Raw genomic sequence first — 18,752 nt, forward strand, 5'->3', positions numbered from 1 at the left:
AACAAAAAAGCTAGAAATTTCATAGTGTTAACCGCTCTCAACCCGTTACGACCGGCTTAATCATCCCACCAATCGAAATCAAAGTATTCAGAGACCTCATCAATGCCGTCTGACACTGTGTTAATACCGGTGTCGATAGCCGATTCAATCGCGGGAATTGCGCTGTCGATTGTTTCGGTTAGCTTATCATAGTCAAACTGTACTCCTACAGTGGTTTTTAGCTTGCCGCCTATCAGCGCAGAGACACCGCCACCAAGGGTCGCAGAGAAGCCGGGCTTGGTTTCATAAGTCTTGAAACCGGCTTCGCCGGAAACCCCGATAGCCCCGACATTGAAGTCACCTTCCGTTTTTACCGATACGGTAATGCCCCACATGGATTCATATTTCACTTCGCCCTGGCCCTGGAACTTCAGGGCAACTGCCTCCAGGGAACCCTGTGCATTTACATCCACCTTGGGAACAATGCCGCTACCGCGGGAGAATACCGCTTTCAACTGGCCGTCCGCCTGGGCGACAGATCCAATCGACCCGCTTCCCGCAAATGTGGTGTTGCCGTATTCGCTCGGCAAAACGTAGTCTCCCTTCGCATCCAGATATGACAACTCTGCAGTCGCGTGAGCTGACAACTCACCCTGGAAACCACTCTTGTTGAGTTCGAACTTATACCCGGCATTAGTAGACCCTTCCAGGCCAACACCAATCCTTACAAAGTCCTCGCTGTCGCCCCAGGTCTCGCTGACGAAATCAATACGTCCGGAAAGATCCTCGTCAAAGAGCTTGTCTTCGGCAAAGACTACGGAAAAATCGGTTTCGTTTTCAAAGCGCTTCTCGCGGGCGTAGTCCTCCATGCTTTCCCGGTCATCCCAGGGGTTAGTGGCAAACCGACCGGTTTCCACATCGCGGTAGCGTCCGTTTTCGTCATAGACACGCCGGTTATTGATTCCCTTGACGCTTTTGGCAAGGACAGCGATATCCTCAACGGCATCGTCAGTGTCAACGTCGTCGGAGCCAGCGATCGGCTCAAAGGTCTCAGTGACGTTTTCTACGCCCTCCCAGGTATCCAGGAATCGTGCGTTATTGCCATTGAAGGCGATCTGGAGATCCTGGGCCCGGCGCACCAGGTCACCCTCCACGGTGTAGAGCCCGCCAGCGACCATCTCTGTACGGGATAGTTGGCCAACGGTTTCCTCTGTCTGGGTGTTGTTGACGTCCAGGTTGAACTCCAGGCCAGCATTCCGGAAATTCGCCTGCGCCGCCTCAATTGCCTCCAGGTTCAGTGTGCCATCCCGGTTGACCAGTGCTTGTGGATCCCCATTGGCGATTTTCTCCAGCTCGGTGACAGCAACATCACCTCCATAGGTCTTCAATGCAGCAGCGGTAATCTCCTCGGAGCCCGAAGGCAGGATTACTTCTGTACCCACCTGGATACCACGGGTATTGATACCCTGTAGCTCCGGGTTGATGCTGACCATCTGCTGGACATACAGCTGGACATCACGCTCGGAAGCCTCCGGGCCTAGCACCTGCCGGGCAACCGCGCTCGGGTTGTCACCTGACTGGAAGGTATAGGTCTCCGGCCCTGCCTGCTCCTCCAGTGGCAGCGGCTCGAGTGGAGTCAGGGTCTCGAGCGGGTTCTCCAGCTTGGGAGCCTCGAGTACCGGCACCATCATCGGGCGGCCTACTGCCACTGCGCCAGAGGCAGCGGCTGTATTCCTGGCCTGCTCCTCGAAATATTCGGCAAGCCCGCTGCTGGCACGCTTCTGCTGTGTAGTGGCCCAGCGCTGCAGGCCGCTCTTGCTGGCAATCACGTTGCCGATCGACTTGCCGATTTCGTTGCCAATGGCATTCTGCAGGTACGATGTACCGGCATTCCGGTCGACGAGGCTCATAGCGCCGCCAATCAGCAGGTCTGCGCCCAGGTTACTCCCGGCAATTTCGAACTTATCCGTCTTGCCTACCGCTGCACCGATCGTGCTGCCAACCGCGTTGACCCAGTCACCAGTAGTTACCTCGCCCTCACGGATATAGGTTTCGGCCACATCCAGCCACGGCGTAATCATCTGCACCGTGCTGGAGCTTAGGCCACCAATGCCCTGGATCGCCACGCTGCCATCCTGGCTGGTTGTGGGTGTCAGGGCGGCGGCAGCCAGGCTGGACCAGCTGGTGATCTTGCCGCTGGTGATCAGCTGCTTGGAGGCCGCACCCGCGACCTTCAGGGCAGCAGCAGCGGTTTTGGCGTACTTCAGGGTTTTTGCGCTGACATCCGCAGCCTTGACGGCGGCGCCAAGCCCCTGGGCGGCACCACTGAAGGCACCGGCCACTGCGCCGGCAGCCACTTCTTTCCAGTTGAAGCTCTCCTGGTAGCCAAGGGCGATAAACAGCCCCTGCTGCACAATGGCGGCCGCCGCACCCACCACCGCGCCTGCCACGGCGAAGGCGGCCAGCGAGGCCGCGGTACCGCTCAGACCCAGGAAGGTACCGGCCGCTCCCAGCAGCGCACCGGCCAGGCCGGCGGTCACGATGGTGGCCACTACCGCAATGACCACCACAATGATGATCATCAGGATGTTGCCGCAATCGTCGTCGTCCTGCGGGGTTTTCAGGTTCGGCAGCGTGGAGCCGATAATGTCGTTTTCGTTGTAGACCTTGTGGGTATCCGCATCGATACGGCCGGTCTCAACGCTATTGGGCACGGTGATACGGACACCGCCCTTGATCGGCTGGCTGGGATCCAGGCCGTTGGCCTGTGCCAGCACAAACCACAGGCTGGGGTTGCCGTAAACGCGGGCAGCGATGGACTGCAGGCTGTCACCCTCAACCGCAGTGACAGTGGTGACGGAGCCGGACGGGTAATCCTCACCGATGTTCTGCATCAGGTTGTAGTCACCGGTATCCAGCTGCTCTTCCACATCACCGTTGGCCCAGGTTTTCTTCTCGCCCACGGCGTGGCCGTTGGCATACTGGAACTCGGTCTCGCTGATGTCGTTATCGGTACCCTCGTCGTGGTAGCGGTACAGGATCTGGCCGTCGTTGTTGTAAACAAAGGTCAGGTATTCCCTGCGGTCCTGGTTGTCGCCTTCCCCCTTGTCCAGGCGCGTCAGCTGGTCGTTGGCATTGTAGGTATAGCGGCTGGTGCCATTGGCATCACCCTTGCCCACGATTTTCTGCTCACGGCCATCGGCGTGGTAGTAGTAGGTATAGGTATAAGTGGCGTCCTCGGTGACGAGCTTGGTTTTCAGCAGGCGACCGGAGTCGTCATAGGTGCTATAGGTCTTCTGGTCATCACTGTCGCTGTAAGTCGAGATTCCATTGGCGCTGTATGTTGTATAGCTGTAGGTCTCGCGGCTGCCGTCCTTGAAGGTTTCGTAACGCCTTACATTACCGTCGGCGTCGTATTGCCAGGTGCTATACCAGTTACCGGCATCCTCGCCGTCCTGGTCGGTCCACTCCGCCCGGGTCACCCAGCCGCTCTGGTTGTACTGGTAGGAGACGACGGCGTCGCCCTTGTTCCAGGTGGCCCGCTGCCCCAGGCCGTCATAACCAAACTGGCTGATTACCTTGTTCTCAATCCCGTCACGCATTTCAGTAACGCGATTGGCACCGTCATATTCATACCAGTGATCAACCGCCTCACCGGTGTAACTCGCATCGGTAAAGACATGTTTCTGGTTGCCCGCCGCATCCCACAGGTAGTTGAGGTGCTGGCCGGTGACACTGTCATGCCAGCGGACCATCTGCCCCGACTCATCGTAGCCATAGGTGATATTGCGGTTGTGGTCGCCGGCCCCGGTAATGACCTCGGACATCCGGTTGCCCATCAGGTCGTACTGGTAAAAAGTGGAAATGCCGGTTTTTATGTCCTCGACAGATTCGAGATTCCCCGATGTGTCGTAGGTCTTGCGGATGTCCGGCCCACCTGTACCGGTGCTGCTCGCCCCGACCAGTTCCAGCGTGCGGAATATCTGTGAGAAGTTGTAATAGAAATTGTCGTCCAGCGGATCGAAACCGAAGTTCCACAGGCCGGTATTGATCGCACTGTTGGAGACCGGCCGGAACTCACGGATCATGTTGCCAAAGTCGTCATACTCATAGGCGGTCTTGCGACCACCCTGGTCGACCGTCGCCACCTTGCGACTGAAGGCGCCATACTCGTGGCTGGTTACCCGGCCGGCGGCGTCTTTTTCGGCAACCAGGTTGCCGTAGGCATCGTACTGGCGGGTCTCGGTAACGGTGTTGCCGTTCACGCCCTCATAAGAGGTGGACACAACCCGGTTGAGGCCATCGTACTCCTGGTATGTCCAGTCGCCGGCAATATCACGGCTACCGGTGCGGTTGTCGCGATTGTCGTACTCGAACTCCAGGCTGCGGTTACCGGCATCGGTTTGCCGGGTCAGGCGATCGCGATGATCGTACTCAAAGCTGGTGGTGCGCTGCCCGAGGTTACCGACCGTATCGATGAGGGACATGGACAGGCGACGCCCGAAGACATCGTAAGTGTAACGCTTGAGTTCGCCCTCGCCGTTGATCTCCTCCACCAGGCGACCGGCGTCGTCGTAACGCATGCTGGTCTCATTGCCCAGCTGGTCGATGGTCCGGGTCTCGTTGCCCAGGCGATCATAGAAATGCTGTGTCACACCGCTGTATTGCCCGGTGCGGTTGTCATCCTCCCAGGTCATCATGCCCAGCGCATTGAACTCACGTGTGGTGGTATAGCCACGGGCATCGGTCACAGAGACCTGTTTGTCCTGTACATCGTAGCCATACTGGGTGAATGCACGCTGTGAGGAAGCCTGGCCAAATACTTCGGTGGCCACGCCGTACTCGGCCACCATGCGGTTGCGGCCGTCGAACACCGCGTAGCTGTCACGTCCGGTGGCGGTGCCGCTTTCGCCGGTAATCTCCGTAACGACGCGGTTGCCGTTTGCATCGACACCGTATTCCCGCCAGACGCCATCGCCCTCGTTGCTGGCAACCAGCTGGTCCAGCGCGTTGTAAACATACTGCGTGTAGTAACCCGCTGACTTGCCATCGACCGCACGGCCGCCCTGCCCGAGGCCACTGTCCTCCACTGCCAGGCTGACAAAATTCCGCTCGTCATTGCTGGGACCGGAATACAGGCCGGTTGCAAACGAGATGTGGCCGGCCGCCGTTACCTCCAGGTTGCCGCCGGTCTCGCTGCCCAGCACAGTGAGACTGCTGCCCTGGTAGTTCTGGCTGGTGCCGCTGGTGACCTGGTCACTGTCCAGCCGCAGCCACTGCACGATCACTTCGTTGCCATCGGCATCGGTATAGCTGAGCTTGACGTCGTAAGCACCCTCCTGCAGCTGTGCCAGGGTGGCCGAGTGGCTGGTGCCGTCGAACGCCATCACGGTGCTGTCTGTGAAGTCCAGGCCACTGCCCGCCGCGCGCCAGGACAGGGTCAGGTCGCCATTGATATTGGCCACCTCCGCCGGGTCCAGGGTCAGGCTGAAGTCCTGGTCGTAGCCCAGTACGTTGGTGACAGGGGGATTCTCCGGGTTATCGGGATCCTCCACGTCTTCAGTGATTTCGGTACTGGTGATATCCAGGCTGTGGCCCGTGCCCACCTGCTCGCCATAGAAAGCGTTATAGCTGTGCGTACCGGCCGCCAACTCAGCCGATACCACCAGCTGGCCGTCGGCATCCCGGGTGCTCTCCACCCACTGGCCGTCGATCAGGACCAGCTGGGAACGTGCGCCTTCGGCGCCGACGTCGGCAGCCTGCCAGCTCAGTCCCTGGCGTGAGCCAGACAATGGCTCGGCGCCACCAACCTCGACGGTGAACTGGTCCAGCAGGAGCTCCTGGGCACCGAACAGGGTGGCATCGGCGTAGGCCCCCTCGAGCGTGACCTGGTAACTGCCGGCAGCCAGCGGGCTGCTGCTGGTGCCAAGATCCAGGGCATAGCTCCAGGTGCCGTCGCCGTTGTCGACACCCTCAACCGCGGCTGTACCAGTCGTGCCATCGGGGCCGGTCCAGCTCGCCACCACGGTGGAGAACTGGCTCGCGACTTCCGCCGGCACCCTGCTGTCGAGGTTGATGATGTAGTTGGTATTCTCGCCGCTGACGACAGAAGTCTGTGACAGCCCGGTGTTCACCCCGACATGCTGGGAGTCGGCGACAAAAGTTTTTTCACCACTCTGGAAACTGCTGCCACTAGCGTCTTCCCAACCGATACGGTAAGAAAGCTCGGCAAGGTTGGTGACATTGTCCAGGGTAACGCTGAAACTGCCATCGGCGTTTTCAGTCATGGCCACCTGGTTGGCGGTGCTGCCCGCGGCACCGTAATTCAGCACCAGGTTGCTGGCGGTACTGCCGGGCTGCACAGTGATCGTGACGCTGTCACTGTCAACGCGCTCTACCTCGATATCGCCCAACAGTGGCGGTACCTGCAGTACTTTTTCCTCGGACCAGGCCAGGTTGCCGGCGCGGTCGGCGGTGACCACACGGAAATAGAGTGCCTCGCCCTCGCCGAACTCCTCGCTGGGAATATAGACCTCGCCGGTCTCCGAGAACCAGGTGCCCAGTTCCGCACTGCGCGAGCTGTAAGACTCCGGCTGTTCCTGGCTGCTGGAACCCCAGACTACCCAGCTCTTCTGGTCGACGCCCTGGGGCATATCCCACTGCACCACCAGCATGTCGCCGAACTCGGCGGTAATGTTTTCCACCTGCTGGACATTGTTCTCGATTTCACCGGTGTACATCTCCACCTGGTTACCCGCAGCGTCGTAACGGATACTGGAGCCGGTACCGTCCGGGGAGATGTTCTTGGTGATGCGGCCGGCGGCGTCGTAGGCCATCTCGGTGACGAACCCGTCCCCGTCCTGCGCCCAGGTCTGCTCGCCGCGAGCGTTGTAGCGGATTGTCTTGGTGATGTCGTCGGCGTCGTTGGCCGCGTCCATCAGGTCGGTCTCCGACGTCTGGCGGTTGCCGGCGTCGTAGCCCATGGTCGTGGCCTGGTCGTTGGTGTGGCTTGCCACCAGCGTTGCGAACGCGGTGTCGCCACTCAGGCTCGCCAGGTTCACGCCCGCAGCCACGGCGTTGTAGTAACGCTTGCGCTCGGTCAGGTTGCCGTTTTCATCGTAGCTGTAGGTGTGCAGTACCCGGTCGCTGTTGATCACCGCCACCTTGCGGTCGGCGGCATCGTAGTAGCTGTACTCGGTGGCTTCCTGGCTGGTGCCGGCCGCCACGGTGCGGCTGGTCTGGTTGCCCTTGCCGTCGTAGGTGTACAGGGTGAGCACGCGCTCCCGGGTCTGTACGCCGTCGTTGTCGAGTACGTCCACCAGCGGTGAGCGTTCCTCGATCACGCGGTTGGCCGCGTCGTAGGTCTTGTTGACGGTGTACACCTCACCGGCCGGCGCCGCCGGGCGGGTGGCTGAGGTGATGCCGGTGGTATCCAGCGGCTGGGTGTAGACGCGCTGCTCCAGCACATTGTCCTGGGCGTCGTAGTCCCATTCCACCAGGTAGCCTTCCGGGTCCACCTGCGCCAGCAGGCGGTCTTTGTCGTCGTACCAGGCGTAGGTGGTGTTGCCGTTCTTGTCGGTGACTTCGATGGCGTTGCCGAAGTCGTCGTAGACGGTGGTTGCCTCCGGGCGCACCTCTCCTGTGGTGGCTACCGGCTCGCCGGTGCTGGTGTCCACGGAGGTCACTGTCACCTGCGGGTACACGGTACGGGTGAGGCGCCCCATGCGGTCGTAGGACATGTCGGTGGTGCGGGTGTCGCCCAGCCCGGTCGGGCGCACGCTCGGGTCAGTGTGCGCGGCGGATGCCAGGCGGGTCATGTACAGGGTCTCGCTGGCCTTCTCGCCAAAGGCGTTGTAGCTCCACTCGGTCAGCACGTTGTCCGCGCTCAGCTCCGCCACCTGGCGGCCGTTGGCGTCGAAGTAACGGGTGGTGGTGTAGCCGGCGGCATCGACGGTCTGCACTTCGTTGCCGAAGGCGTCGTAGCTGCGGGTGATCTCCAGGCGCTGGGTCACCGGGTTTTCCATGCCCAGGGTGTATACCTGTACGGTGGCGCCCAGCTCGCGGGTGACGCGGTTGTTGTCGTCGTACTCGTACTCGGTCACCACGTTGCGCGGGTCTTCCATCGTCTTGATGTTGCCCACCCGGTCGTAGGTGTACTCGGTCGCCTCGCCCAGGTCGTTGGTCTCGGACAGGATGCGGTTGGCCAGGTCGTAGGCGTAATGCAGGCTGTTACCGTTGGCATCGGTCTGGGTGATGATGTTGCCCGCCTTGTCGTAGGCGGTGGACTGCACCAGGTTGAGGCCCTGCGGGTCGAACACCTGCTGCACCTGGCGGTTGTTGAGGTCGTAGGCGTAGACGGTCTCGCGCACCGCGTTGGGGTCGGTGGCGGAGACGATCTTCTCGCCGGTCTTGTTGTTGGCCGCATCCCAGCTGAAGTGGGTGACGGTACCGTCCACGTCGGTGAAGGTCTCGATGCGGTTGTTGAGGTCGTAGGTGTAGCTGCGGGTGCGCGGGTCGCTGGTGTTGGCGTACAGCGTTTCCTGCAGCAGGTTGCCGGCGGCGTCGTAGCGGTTCTGGGTGACGCTGCCGTCGGCCTCGGTGACGCTGACCGCACGGCTGGTGCGGTCGTAGTCGGTCAGGGTGACGCGGTCGTCGCTGCTGGCGGTGCCCACCGGTGCGGTGAAGTCGTCCACCGGGCCGGTGTAGCGGTTTGCGTACAGGCGCGCTTCCACCTGGTTGCCGACGCTGTCGTAGGCAAAGGTGTTGAGGGTGCCTTCCGGGTCGAGGATCGCGCTCAGGCGGTTGGCGCCGTCGAAGTAGTAGCGGGCCACGCGGCCGAGGGCGTCGATGGTCTGGGTGCGGTTGCCCAGCGCGTCGTAGCGGTACTCGGTGCGGTTCTGCTCGCCGTCGATGTCGGCGGTCTTGCGGTTGTTGAGGTCGTACTCCATCCACACGCTGCGCTGCTCGGCGGTGCCGGCGGCGTAGCGGATCTCCACCTGGTTGCCCATGGCATCGAGGTGGTACTCGGTACGGGTATCGTAGTCGTCGATCATGGCCGTCATGCGGCCGTTGGCGTCGTACTCGTACCCGGTCTCGGTCCACACCTCGACGCCGCCGATGCTGCTCTGCAGCACGCGCTCGAGCTGCTTGTTGCCGGCCTCGTCGTAGACGTTCTCGGTCACGCCGCCCGCGGGGTTCTCCACCCGCACCTGGCGGTTGGCCTTGTCGTAGAAGTACTCGGTGGTGCGCGGCGCGGTGCCGTCGAGGCTGTTGGCGGCCTCGGTCATGCTGGTGCGGTTGCCCACCGCGTCGTAGGCATAGGCGGTGACATTGCCCTCGCCGTCGGTCATGGTCAGCATGCGGTCGGCGGCGTCGTAGGTGAAGCCGTTGGTCTGCACGTGGGCACGGGCGGCCTTGTCCGCGTCGTACCCCGCCGCGGCCGGGTCCACCAGGTACTGGCCGACGGTGACCAGGGTCTGGTTGCCGAAGGCGTCGTAGTCGATGCTGGTGGTGAAGCCCTCGCCATCGGTGATGGCCACCTGGCGGTCCAGCAGGTCGTAGGCGTAGGTGGTGGTGCGCGCGTCGCTGCCATCGGCGAAGCTCTGCGTGGCGGTGAGGATATTACCGCGCTGGTCGTAGGTGTTGACGGTCAGCGTGCCCGCCGGGGACAGGCTGGTGAGCATGCGGCCCAGCTTGTCGAAGGTGTTGAGCTGCTCGCCGCCGTTGGCGTCGATGATGCGGGTCTGGTTGCCCAGCACATCGTACTCGTACTGGGTGACGCCACCCATCGGGTCCTGCACCTGGGTGATGCGGTTGTCCAGGTCGTAGTCGTAATAGGTGTGGCGCTCCAGGCCCGCGACACCCACGGCCTGGATGGTCTCGCGCTTGTTGCCGGCGCCGTCGAGGACATACTCCACGCGCATGCCTTCGCCGTCGACCAGGGCCACCTGGCGGTTGTCCAGGTCGTACTCGTAGCTGGTGGACTGCTGTTCCGGCAGGCCCGGCGCGACGATCACAGCGGTGCGGTTGCCGGCACCGTCGTAGGTGAACTCGGTGCGCTCGCCCTCGCCGTTGACCTGGGCGGTCTGGCGGTTGTTGCGGTCGTACTCGAAGGACTCGGTGCGCGCCTCGGCCAGCCCCACGGCCAGCGTCTGGCTGCTGAGATTACCGTTGCCGTCGTAGGCGAAGGTGCTGGCCACCCCGAGCGGGTCGACCGTCTGGGTGATGCGGTTGTTCTTGTCGTAGCTGTTATAGGTCACGCGCACATCAGCAGTGCCGAAGGCCTCATGCGCCTCGGCGATATTGCCATTGGCATCCAGCTCGAAGTGGGTCACCACGCCCTCGGCGTCGGTGATGTCCGTTACCCGGTTGGCCTGGTCGTAGGTGTACAGGGTGCTGCGCTCGTCCGCCGTGCCCTGTGCCTCGATCACCGCCGTGCGGTTGCCGCGCTCGTCGTATGTGTACGCGGTCACCACGTCCAGCGCGCTGGTCTCGCTCACGACCTGGTTGATCGCGTCGTAGTCGTAACTGGTGGTGCGGCCGGTGTCGCCGGCCTGCGCCTGCGGTACACCATCGATCACGCTGGCGCGCTCGTTGTACAGGGTCACGCTCTTCACGTTGCCGACGTCGTCGTACACCGTTTCGGTCAGGTAGCCCTCGGCGCTCAGCTGCGCCACCTCGCGGTTGACGCTGTCGAAGAAGAAGCGTGTCTCGGCGATGTCGGTGCCGGCCAGGTCGCGGTGCTGGCGCACGCTGGTGCGGTTGCCCACTTCGTCGTAGCTGTATTCGGTGCGGAAGCCCTCGCCGCTGATGCGCGCGGTCAGGCGGTCGGCCCTGTCGTACTCGAACGTCACGACCTGGTCGTCCGGGCCGGCCACCGGGGTCGGCAGTGCCGACGGGTCGACGCTGCCCAGCGCGGTCATGTAGCGGGTTTCGGTCTGCAGGTTGCCGGCGTCGTCGTAACTCCGCTGCACCATGAAGCCTTCGGCATCCACGCTCGCCACCTGGCGGTTGGCGCGGTCGAAGTAGTTGGTGGTGACGTTGCCGCGGGCATCGATCATTTCCACCTGGTTGTCGGCCGCATCGTAGCGGTACTCGACCGTATGCAGCTCCGGGTCGGTGACGTGGGTCAGGCGGTTGTTCTTGTCGAAGGTGTAGCTGGTGGTATTGCCGCGCGCGTCGGTCATGGCAACGCGGTTGCCATTGGCGTCGTAGTCGTAGGACACCGTCTGGTTCAGCGCGTTGGTTTCGCTGCGCAGCTGGTTGTTGTCGTCGTAGGTGTAGCTGGTGGTCACCGCGTCGGCGGTGTTGGCCGCGACGGTCATGCTGGTGCGGTTGCCTACCTCGTCGTAGGCATAGGTGGTCTCCACCAGGTCGGCGGCGGTCTCCTTCACCACGCGGTTGAGTACATCGTACTCCCAGGTGGTCTCGCGCAGCAGCGCGTCGGTCTCGGAGATACGGTTGCCCACGGCGTCGTAGCCGTAGCGGGTGGTTTCGTTTTCCGCATTGGTGACGGTGACCAGGCGATTGACCTGGTCGTAGCCGTAGCTGGTGGTGTGACCATTGCCGTCGGTCATGGCGAGGCGGTTGCCCACCTCGTCATAGGTGTAGCTGGTGGTCTCGCCTTCGGCGTTGGTGCTGGTCAGCAGGCGGTTGGCCGCGTCGTAGGTGTTGACGGTGGTGTTGCCATTGCCGTCGGTGACGGTCAGCTGGTTGCCGACACCGTCATAGGTATATTCGGTGCGGTCGCCCTCGCCGTTGACCTGCGCCGCGAGGCGGTTGGCGCGGTCGAACTCGTAGACCACCGCCTGGTCGTCGGCGCCGGCCACCGGCGACGGCGGCACGGCCGGGTCGGCACCGGTAACCGGTGCCATAAACAGGGTCTGCCCGACCCGGTTGCCGGCGGCGTCGTAGGTCCAGGTGGTGACATAGCCCTCGGCATCCACCTGGGCGGTCTGCTGGTTGGTCTTGTCGAAGTAGCTCACCACGGTGTTGCCGCGCGGATCGGTGACGGACACGCGGTTGCCGTTGGCGTCGTAGCCGTAGCTGGTGGTCTGCTGCAGCGCGTCGGTGCTGCTCACCAGGCGGTTGTTCAGGTCGTAGCTGTAGGCAGTGGTCTGGGCCAGCGCGGTGTTGGCCGCGACGGTCATGCTGGTGCGGTTGCCCAGCTCGTCGTAGGCGTAGGTGGTCTCCACCAGGTCCGCATTGATCTCTTTGGTTACCCGGTTGTTGAGGTCGTATTCCCAGCGGGTCTCACGGCCCAGCGCGTCGGTGCTGGAGATGCGGTTGCCCACCGCGTCGTAGTCGTAACGGGTGGTCTCGTTCTCGGCGTTGGTCTCGGCCACCAGCTGGTTGAGCAGGTCGTACTCGTAGGTGGTGGTGTGGTTGTTGCCGTCCACCATGGTCACGCGGTTGCCCACGTCGTCGTAGCTATAGGCGGTGGTCTCGCCTTCCGCGTTGGTGCTGGTCAGCAGGCGGTCGACCATGTCGTAGGTGTTGACGGTGGTGTTGCCGTTGCCGTCGGTGACGGTCAGCTGGTTGCCCACTTCGTCATAGGTGTAGCTGGTGGTGTTGCCCTCGCCATCGGTGCGCGCGGTCAGGCGGTCGACCATGTCGTACTCGAAGGTGACGGTCTGGTCCTGTGCCGGGTCCGCCACCGGGGTGGGGACCACGGACGGATCGACGCTGGAGACCGGCTGGGCGTACAGGGTCTGGCTGGTGACATTGCCGACGCCGTCGAAGCTGCGCTCGGTCAGGTAGCCTTCCGCATCCACGGTGGCCACGCCGCGGTTGGCGCGGTCGAAGTAGTTGGTGGTGACGTTGCCGCGGGCATCGATCACTGCCACGCGGTTGTCGGCGGCATCGTAGCGGTACTCGGTGACACCGCCCTCCGGGTCCTGGACGTGGGTGGCGCGGTTGTTCTTGTCGAAGGTGGTGAAGCTCACGCGCGCTTCGGCGGTACCGTAGGCGCGGTGCTCTTCCACCGCATTGCCGTTGGCATCGAGCACATAGTGGGTCACCACGCCCTCGGCGTCGGTCATGTCGGTGACGCGGTTGTTGCCGTCGTAGGCGTAGAGGGTGGTGGCCGCCTGGGCGGTGTTGGCCGCGGCGGTGACGCTGGTGCGGTTGCCGGCCTCGTCGTAGGCGTAGGTGGTCTCCACCAGGTCGGCGTTGACCTGCTTGACCATGCGGTTGTTGAGGTCGTAGACGTAAACGGTCTCGCGGCCCAGCGCGTCGGTCATGCCGATGCGGTTGCCCACCGCATCGTAGGCGTAGGTGGTGGTCTCGTTCTCCGCGTTGGTCTCGGTCACCACGCGGTTGAGGCCGTCGTAGGTGTAGCTGGTGATATGGCCGTTGCCATCCACCATGCTCACCCGGTTGCCCACGTCGTCGTAGGTGTAGACGGTGGTCTCGTCCTCGGCGTTGGTGACGGTCACCAGGCGGTTGACCATGTCGTAGGTGTTGACGGTGGTGTTGCCATTGCCGTCGGTGACGGTCAGCTGGTTGCCGACGCCGTCGTAGCTGTAGGTGGTGGTGTTGCCCTCGCCGTCGACGCGGGCGGTCAGGCGGTTGACCTGGTCGTAGTCGAAGGTAACGGTCTGGTCGTCCGCGCCAGCGACCACGGTGGGCTCGGTGCCCGGGGTCACGGCACCGACCGGGGTCATGTGCAGGGTCTGGCTGGCGACGTTGCCGTTGTTGTCATACACCCGGCTGGTGGCATAGCCCTCGGCGTCCACTTCCAGCACCACTTCGTTGTTGGCATTGAAGTAGCTGGTGGTGGCGTTGCCGCGCGGGTCGATCACCTGGGTGCGGTTGCCGTTGCCGTCGTAGCTGTAGTGGGTGATACCACCTTCCGGGTCCTGGATATCGGTGACCCGGTTGTTCCTGTCGTAGGTGTAGACGGTGGCGTTGCCGTTCTCGTCGATGACGGTGGTGCGGTTGTCGTTGGGGTCGTAGCTGTACCGCCGCTCGCCACCCATGGCATCCACTTCGCGCACCAGGCGATCGTCCAGGTCGTACTCGAACACGGTGGTGGCCGCCTGGGCGGTGTTGGCCGCGGCGGTGATGCTGGTGCGGTTGTCCACCGCATCGTAGGTGTAGGTGGTCTGCACGCCGTGGGCGTCGGTCTGGGTGGTGACGCGGTTGACGGCGTCGTAGGCCCAGCTGGTGACGCGGCCCAGCGCGTCGGTGGTGGTCAGGCGGTTGCCCACCGCGTCGTAGCTGTAGGTGGTGGTCTCGTTCTCGGCGTTGGTGACACTGACCAGGCGATTGAGGGCATCGAACGCGCTGGTGGTCTCGTTGCCGTTGCCGTCCACCACGCTGATACGGTTGTAGACCCGGTCGTAGTCGTTGGTGGTGACATTGCCCTCACCGTCGGTGACCGAGCGCAGGTTGTTCTCCGCATCGTACTCGAACACGGTGAGCTGCTCGTCGGCGGTGCCGGCGGCGGTGCGCATGGCAATGCGATTGCCGCGCACGTCGTAATCGTACTGGGTGACACGGCCCTCGGCATCGGTCATGGCCACCTGGCGGTTGCCGCCGTCGTAGTCGATGCGGGTCACGCCGCCGCGGGCGTCGATGATGCCCACGCGGTTGTTGGCACCGTCGTATTCGTACTGGGTCTCGAAGCCCTCGGCATCGATCACCTTGATGACCCGGTCCAGTGCGTCGTAGACGGTCTGGGTGGGGTTGCCGCGACCGTCGGTCACTTCCACGCGGTTGCCCACCGCATCGTAACGGTAGGCCACGGTGTGCTGTTCGGGATCGGTCTGCTGTACTACCCAGTTGTTGAGGTTGTAGACGAACTGGGTCTCGCGCGCCTCCGCGGTGCCGAACGCCTCGGTGGTGCTGGTGACGTTACCGAAGTCATCGTAGTCGTTGTGGGTGACGGTGCCGATGGCGTTGGTGGTGTCGGTCAGCCGGTCGAGGGCGTCGTAGGCATAGGTGGTGATATTGCCGTTCTGGTCCTTGCGCTCGACCAGGTTGCCGTTGCCGTCGTACTTGCTGGTGATGGTGCTGCCGTGGGCATCGGTGGTGGTCACCAGGCGGTTCAGCGCGTCGTAGTCGAAGGTGGTGAGACGGTCTTCGTTATCGGTGCGGGTCAGCTGGTTACCGACGCGGTCGTAGCTGTAGTGCTCGGTGTAGAGAGCGCGCAGGGCGGCCTTGTCGCTGTCGGTGAGCAGGGTGGCGTCGGCGGCGTAGCCGCGCTCCGCGCGCATCTGCTGGTAGCGCGCGTCGTTGCTGCCGGCCAGGGCGTTGCCCAGGCCGTCGGTCTGCGCCACCAGCTGGTTGAACTCGTCGTAGGTGTAGGTGGTGACCTGCGCATCGTCGCGGCCGATCACAACACCGTTCGCGTCCACGTCCACACCCACTTCAACGCGGGTGCGGTTGTGGTTGGCGTCGTAGCTGTAGACGGTGTTGATGCCGTTGGCATCGGTCACCATCACCAGCTGGTTGTCCAGGTCGTAGGCGAAGGTGGTGGCATTGCCGTCGCCGTCCACCATTTTGACTTCGTTGCCGTTGGCATCGTAGTGATGCTCGATCACGTGCCGGGTGAGTCCGCCGGTCTCCGGGTCGTACACCTCCGGGGTGGTCTCGCGGATCATGCGGTTGTTGCGGTCGAACTCGTAGCGGGTGGTGTAGGCCTCTGCATCGCCGGACTCGGGTCCGCGCGCGTCCACCTCGGCAATCACATTGCCCACCGCATCGCGATAGAAGGTGGTGGTGCCCCCCTCTGCATCGGTCTGCTCTTCGAGCTGGTCTTCCTCGTCGTAACCGAACTTCAGCACCTGGCGCTGGCTCACCGGCAGCTGCAGGCCGGCCACAACCATCACCTGGTTGTTGTTGGCGTCGTAGCTGTAGCGGGTGATATGGCCGTTGGCGTCGGTGCGCTGGGAGAGGATGCCGTCGGCGTTGTACAGCATCTCGGTGGTGGCACCGCGATGGTTGGTCATGGTGACCCGGTTGCCCTCACCGTCGTAGCCGTAGCTGGTCACATAGCGGGTGCTGTTGCCGTCCGCACCGGCCACCGCCGCGGTGATGGCCTCCAGCAGCTCGCGCCGGTTGTTGAACACGTAATCGGTGGTGCGGCCCTCGGCATCGGTCATGCTGGTGCGGTTGCCCACCAGGTCGTACTGGTACTGGGTCACGCGGTCCTGCGCCGGGTCCACGCTGGACGGATCCATGGTCTGGATCAGGCGGTTGTTCTTGTCGAAGAAGCGGTACACCGTGTTGCCGTTGGCATCGGTGACGCTGATGCGGTTGCCCACCGCGTCGTAGGTGTTGACGGTGGTGTGGCCTTCCGGGTCGATCACCGTCAGCAGGCGGTTGTCGTTATCGTAGGTGTAAGTGGTCACTCCGCCGTTGCCGTCGATCAACCGGGTCAGGTTGCCGAAGTGGTCGTACTCGGCGAAGGTGCGGTTGCCCTCGGCATCGATGGTCTCGATGTTGTTGCCGTAGGCATCGTAGAAGTACTGGGTCACCTGCTGCTTGGCCGGGTCGGCCAGGTCGGTGGCATCCAGGAACACGATGCGGCGGGTGCGGTTGCCGTAGGCATCGTACTCGTAACGGGTCAGGTCACCGCCGGGGCTGCGCTCTTCCACCAGGTTCTGGTTGGCATCGTACTCGTAGAAGGTGGTGTACAGGTCCAGCAGCGCCTGCACATCCGCGGCAGTCAGGTCCGCCACCAGCGCCGCGTAACCCAGGTCCTGGCGCAGGGCCTGGTAGTGGGCATCGTCGGAGACCGTCAGCGCCACGCCGGTGGCGGAGGTGCGCGAGGCGATCTTGTTGAAGCTGGTGTAGGTAAAGCGGGTCTCGGAGCCGTCGTTGTCCGCCAGCGTCAGCAGGTTGCCGTTGCTGTCGTAGTTGAAGTGCGAGGTGTACAGCTCGGTCAGGGCATCCTGCTCGGCCTGGGTCAGGTTCGCCACCAGCTTGCCGTTGCCGGCCGCATCGGTATAGCCCAGGTCGGCGCGCAGCTGCCGGAAGTAGGCGCTGTCGGAGTTCACCGCGCCCCAGGCGTTGCGGTCGGTCATCGACACCAGGTCGCCGTTGTCGTTGTAGGCGTAGGTGGAGTGGTAACCCTCCTGGTCCACGATCTCGGTGATATAGCCGTTGGACAGGTAGGTGTACTGCAGGCTGTGGCCCTGGCGGATGTTATCCACCTGCGCCTGGTAGCTGGTGTCGGTCGCCGCCACCGCGGCGTCGTAGGTGGCGTAGTAGCCGTTGGCCACCCGCCAGTCGACGTACTGCTGTTCGTTGGAGTAGGCGCGGGCGTTGCCGAGCGCGTCCACCACGGTGGTGGAACCGCCGTCGAAGAACTTGGAGGAGAAGGTCACGCTGGTCTCGTCGGTGGTGTTATCCACCCGGTGACCCTTGCCCTTGCTGATCTTGTCGCCCTTGGTATTACCGTTACCTTCACCGTTACTATGAAATGAGAAGTCATAGTCGAATGAGGTAACCCCGCCTTCGGCGTCGGTAATAGAGGTCACCACCTGGGCCGCGGCCTTATTCTCGCCGCGCCAGCTCACCTGCTCGTAAGTAATATTGATATCGCGCTGGGCGTAGGTCTCGGCCACGCCATCGCCATCGGCGTCCTGCTCAGAGGGCAGTTCGATGCGCTCGATAAAGCCGTTGGTGGTGTAGTGGTACTTGGTGGAGTGGCCCATGCGGTCCACCACTTCCACAAGGCGGCCGCTCTCGTAGCGGTACTCCACCAGCACGCCGCCGGTCTCGTCGGTGACCTGGTAGAGCTGGCCGTTGAGGTAGGTGTAGTTGACCTCGTGGCCGGTGTCGTCGCGCACCTGCACCAGGCGATCGGACTCGTAGGTGTACTCCATGCGCACACCGTTGGTGTCCTCCCAGGCCAGCAGTTCGCCCTGCTTGGAGAAGGTCAGCCTGGTCTGGTCGGCACGGGTAAGCTCGAAGGCGGGATCGGTATCGCCGATGGCCCCCAGGTCGCGGATGGTCTCGTAGGCGCCGGCGCCGTCCACCGACACATACAGCTGGCGGGCCTCATCCCAGAAATAATCGTACAGGCTGCCATCGCCGTAGCGGACCTCCAGGTACTGGCCACCCTGCCTGACGTCCAGGCGGATGCCGGTGGAGAAGTACCAGCGGGCGTCCTCGTGGCCGTGGGCATCGCTGGCGGCCCCGCGGGCGTTGTAGGTGCGCACCAGGTTGAAGTCGTCACCCATGCTGGGCAGGTAGGCGTCCTGGTGCTGGATGAGCAGGTTGCCGTTGGAGACGTTGACGTACAGCTTCTCGTCGCCGCCCACCTGGGTGTTGGCCGTGCGTTTATTATCGTTCAGGAGTGCGTAAGAAGAATCCAGCAGGCCCAGTTCGTTACCGCCAACAAGCGTTACAGACATCGAGAAGTCCCCTAAAAAGTCCGGATAGGCGACACCCTGTCGCCCCAAAATTCGTTATCTGCTTGTCTATCCTCCGCTGGCGGCAAAAGTTTAGGGACTTCACGCGAAAAACTTGAACCGGATCACGATTACCAAGTGAATTAGGCGCCAGAGAGGTTCTGATCTAATTCTCGCCCAGGCAGGGAGCAGGGCAGGAACAAGCAAAAGGGCTAAACCTGGGAACCATGCCAAGCGGCAGGGGGTATGCCACCAAGGGAGGGGAAATGCAGAAATATGAAGGGGACTGGGAAAGAGAGGGCCGGCTGCACAGCCAGACCCGGGAGCCCCCGGACTAGCAACCCCGCGGCCCCAAGTGGATTCTGGGTACCCGAACAGCGACAACCGTTCGGGCAACATCCTTTAGGCGCG

Annotated in this window: 1 protein-coding gene; it reads right to left on the reverse strand. The window is 62.9% G+C overall.

Annotated features, from left to right (window positions below; translation table 11 throughout):
• Positions 1–56: 56 nt before the first annotated feature.
• Positions 57–18,344, reverse strand: a complete 18,288-nt coding sequence (locus LVD10_RS07865) for a DUF6531 domain-containing protein (RefSeq protein ID WP_237062868.1) — start codon at positions 18,342–18,344, stop codon at positions 57–59.
• Positions 18,345–18,752 lie beyond the last annotated feature (408 nt).

The sequence above is a fragment of the Microbulbifer zhoushanensis genome, from assembly GCF_021729055.1.
Lineage (GTDB): Bacteria > Pseudomonadota > Gammaproteobacteria > Pseudomonadales > Cellvibrionaceae > Microbulbifer > Microbulbifer zhoushanensis.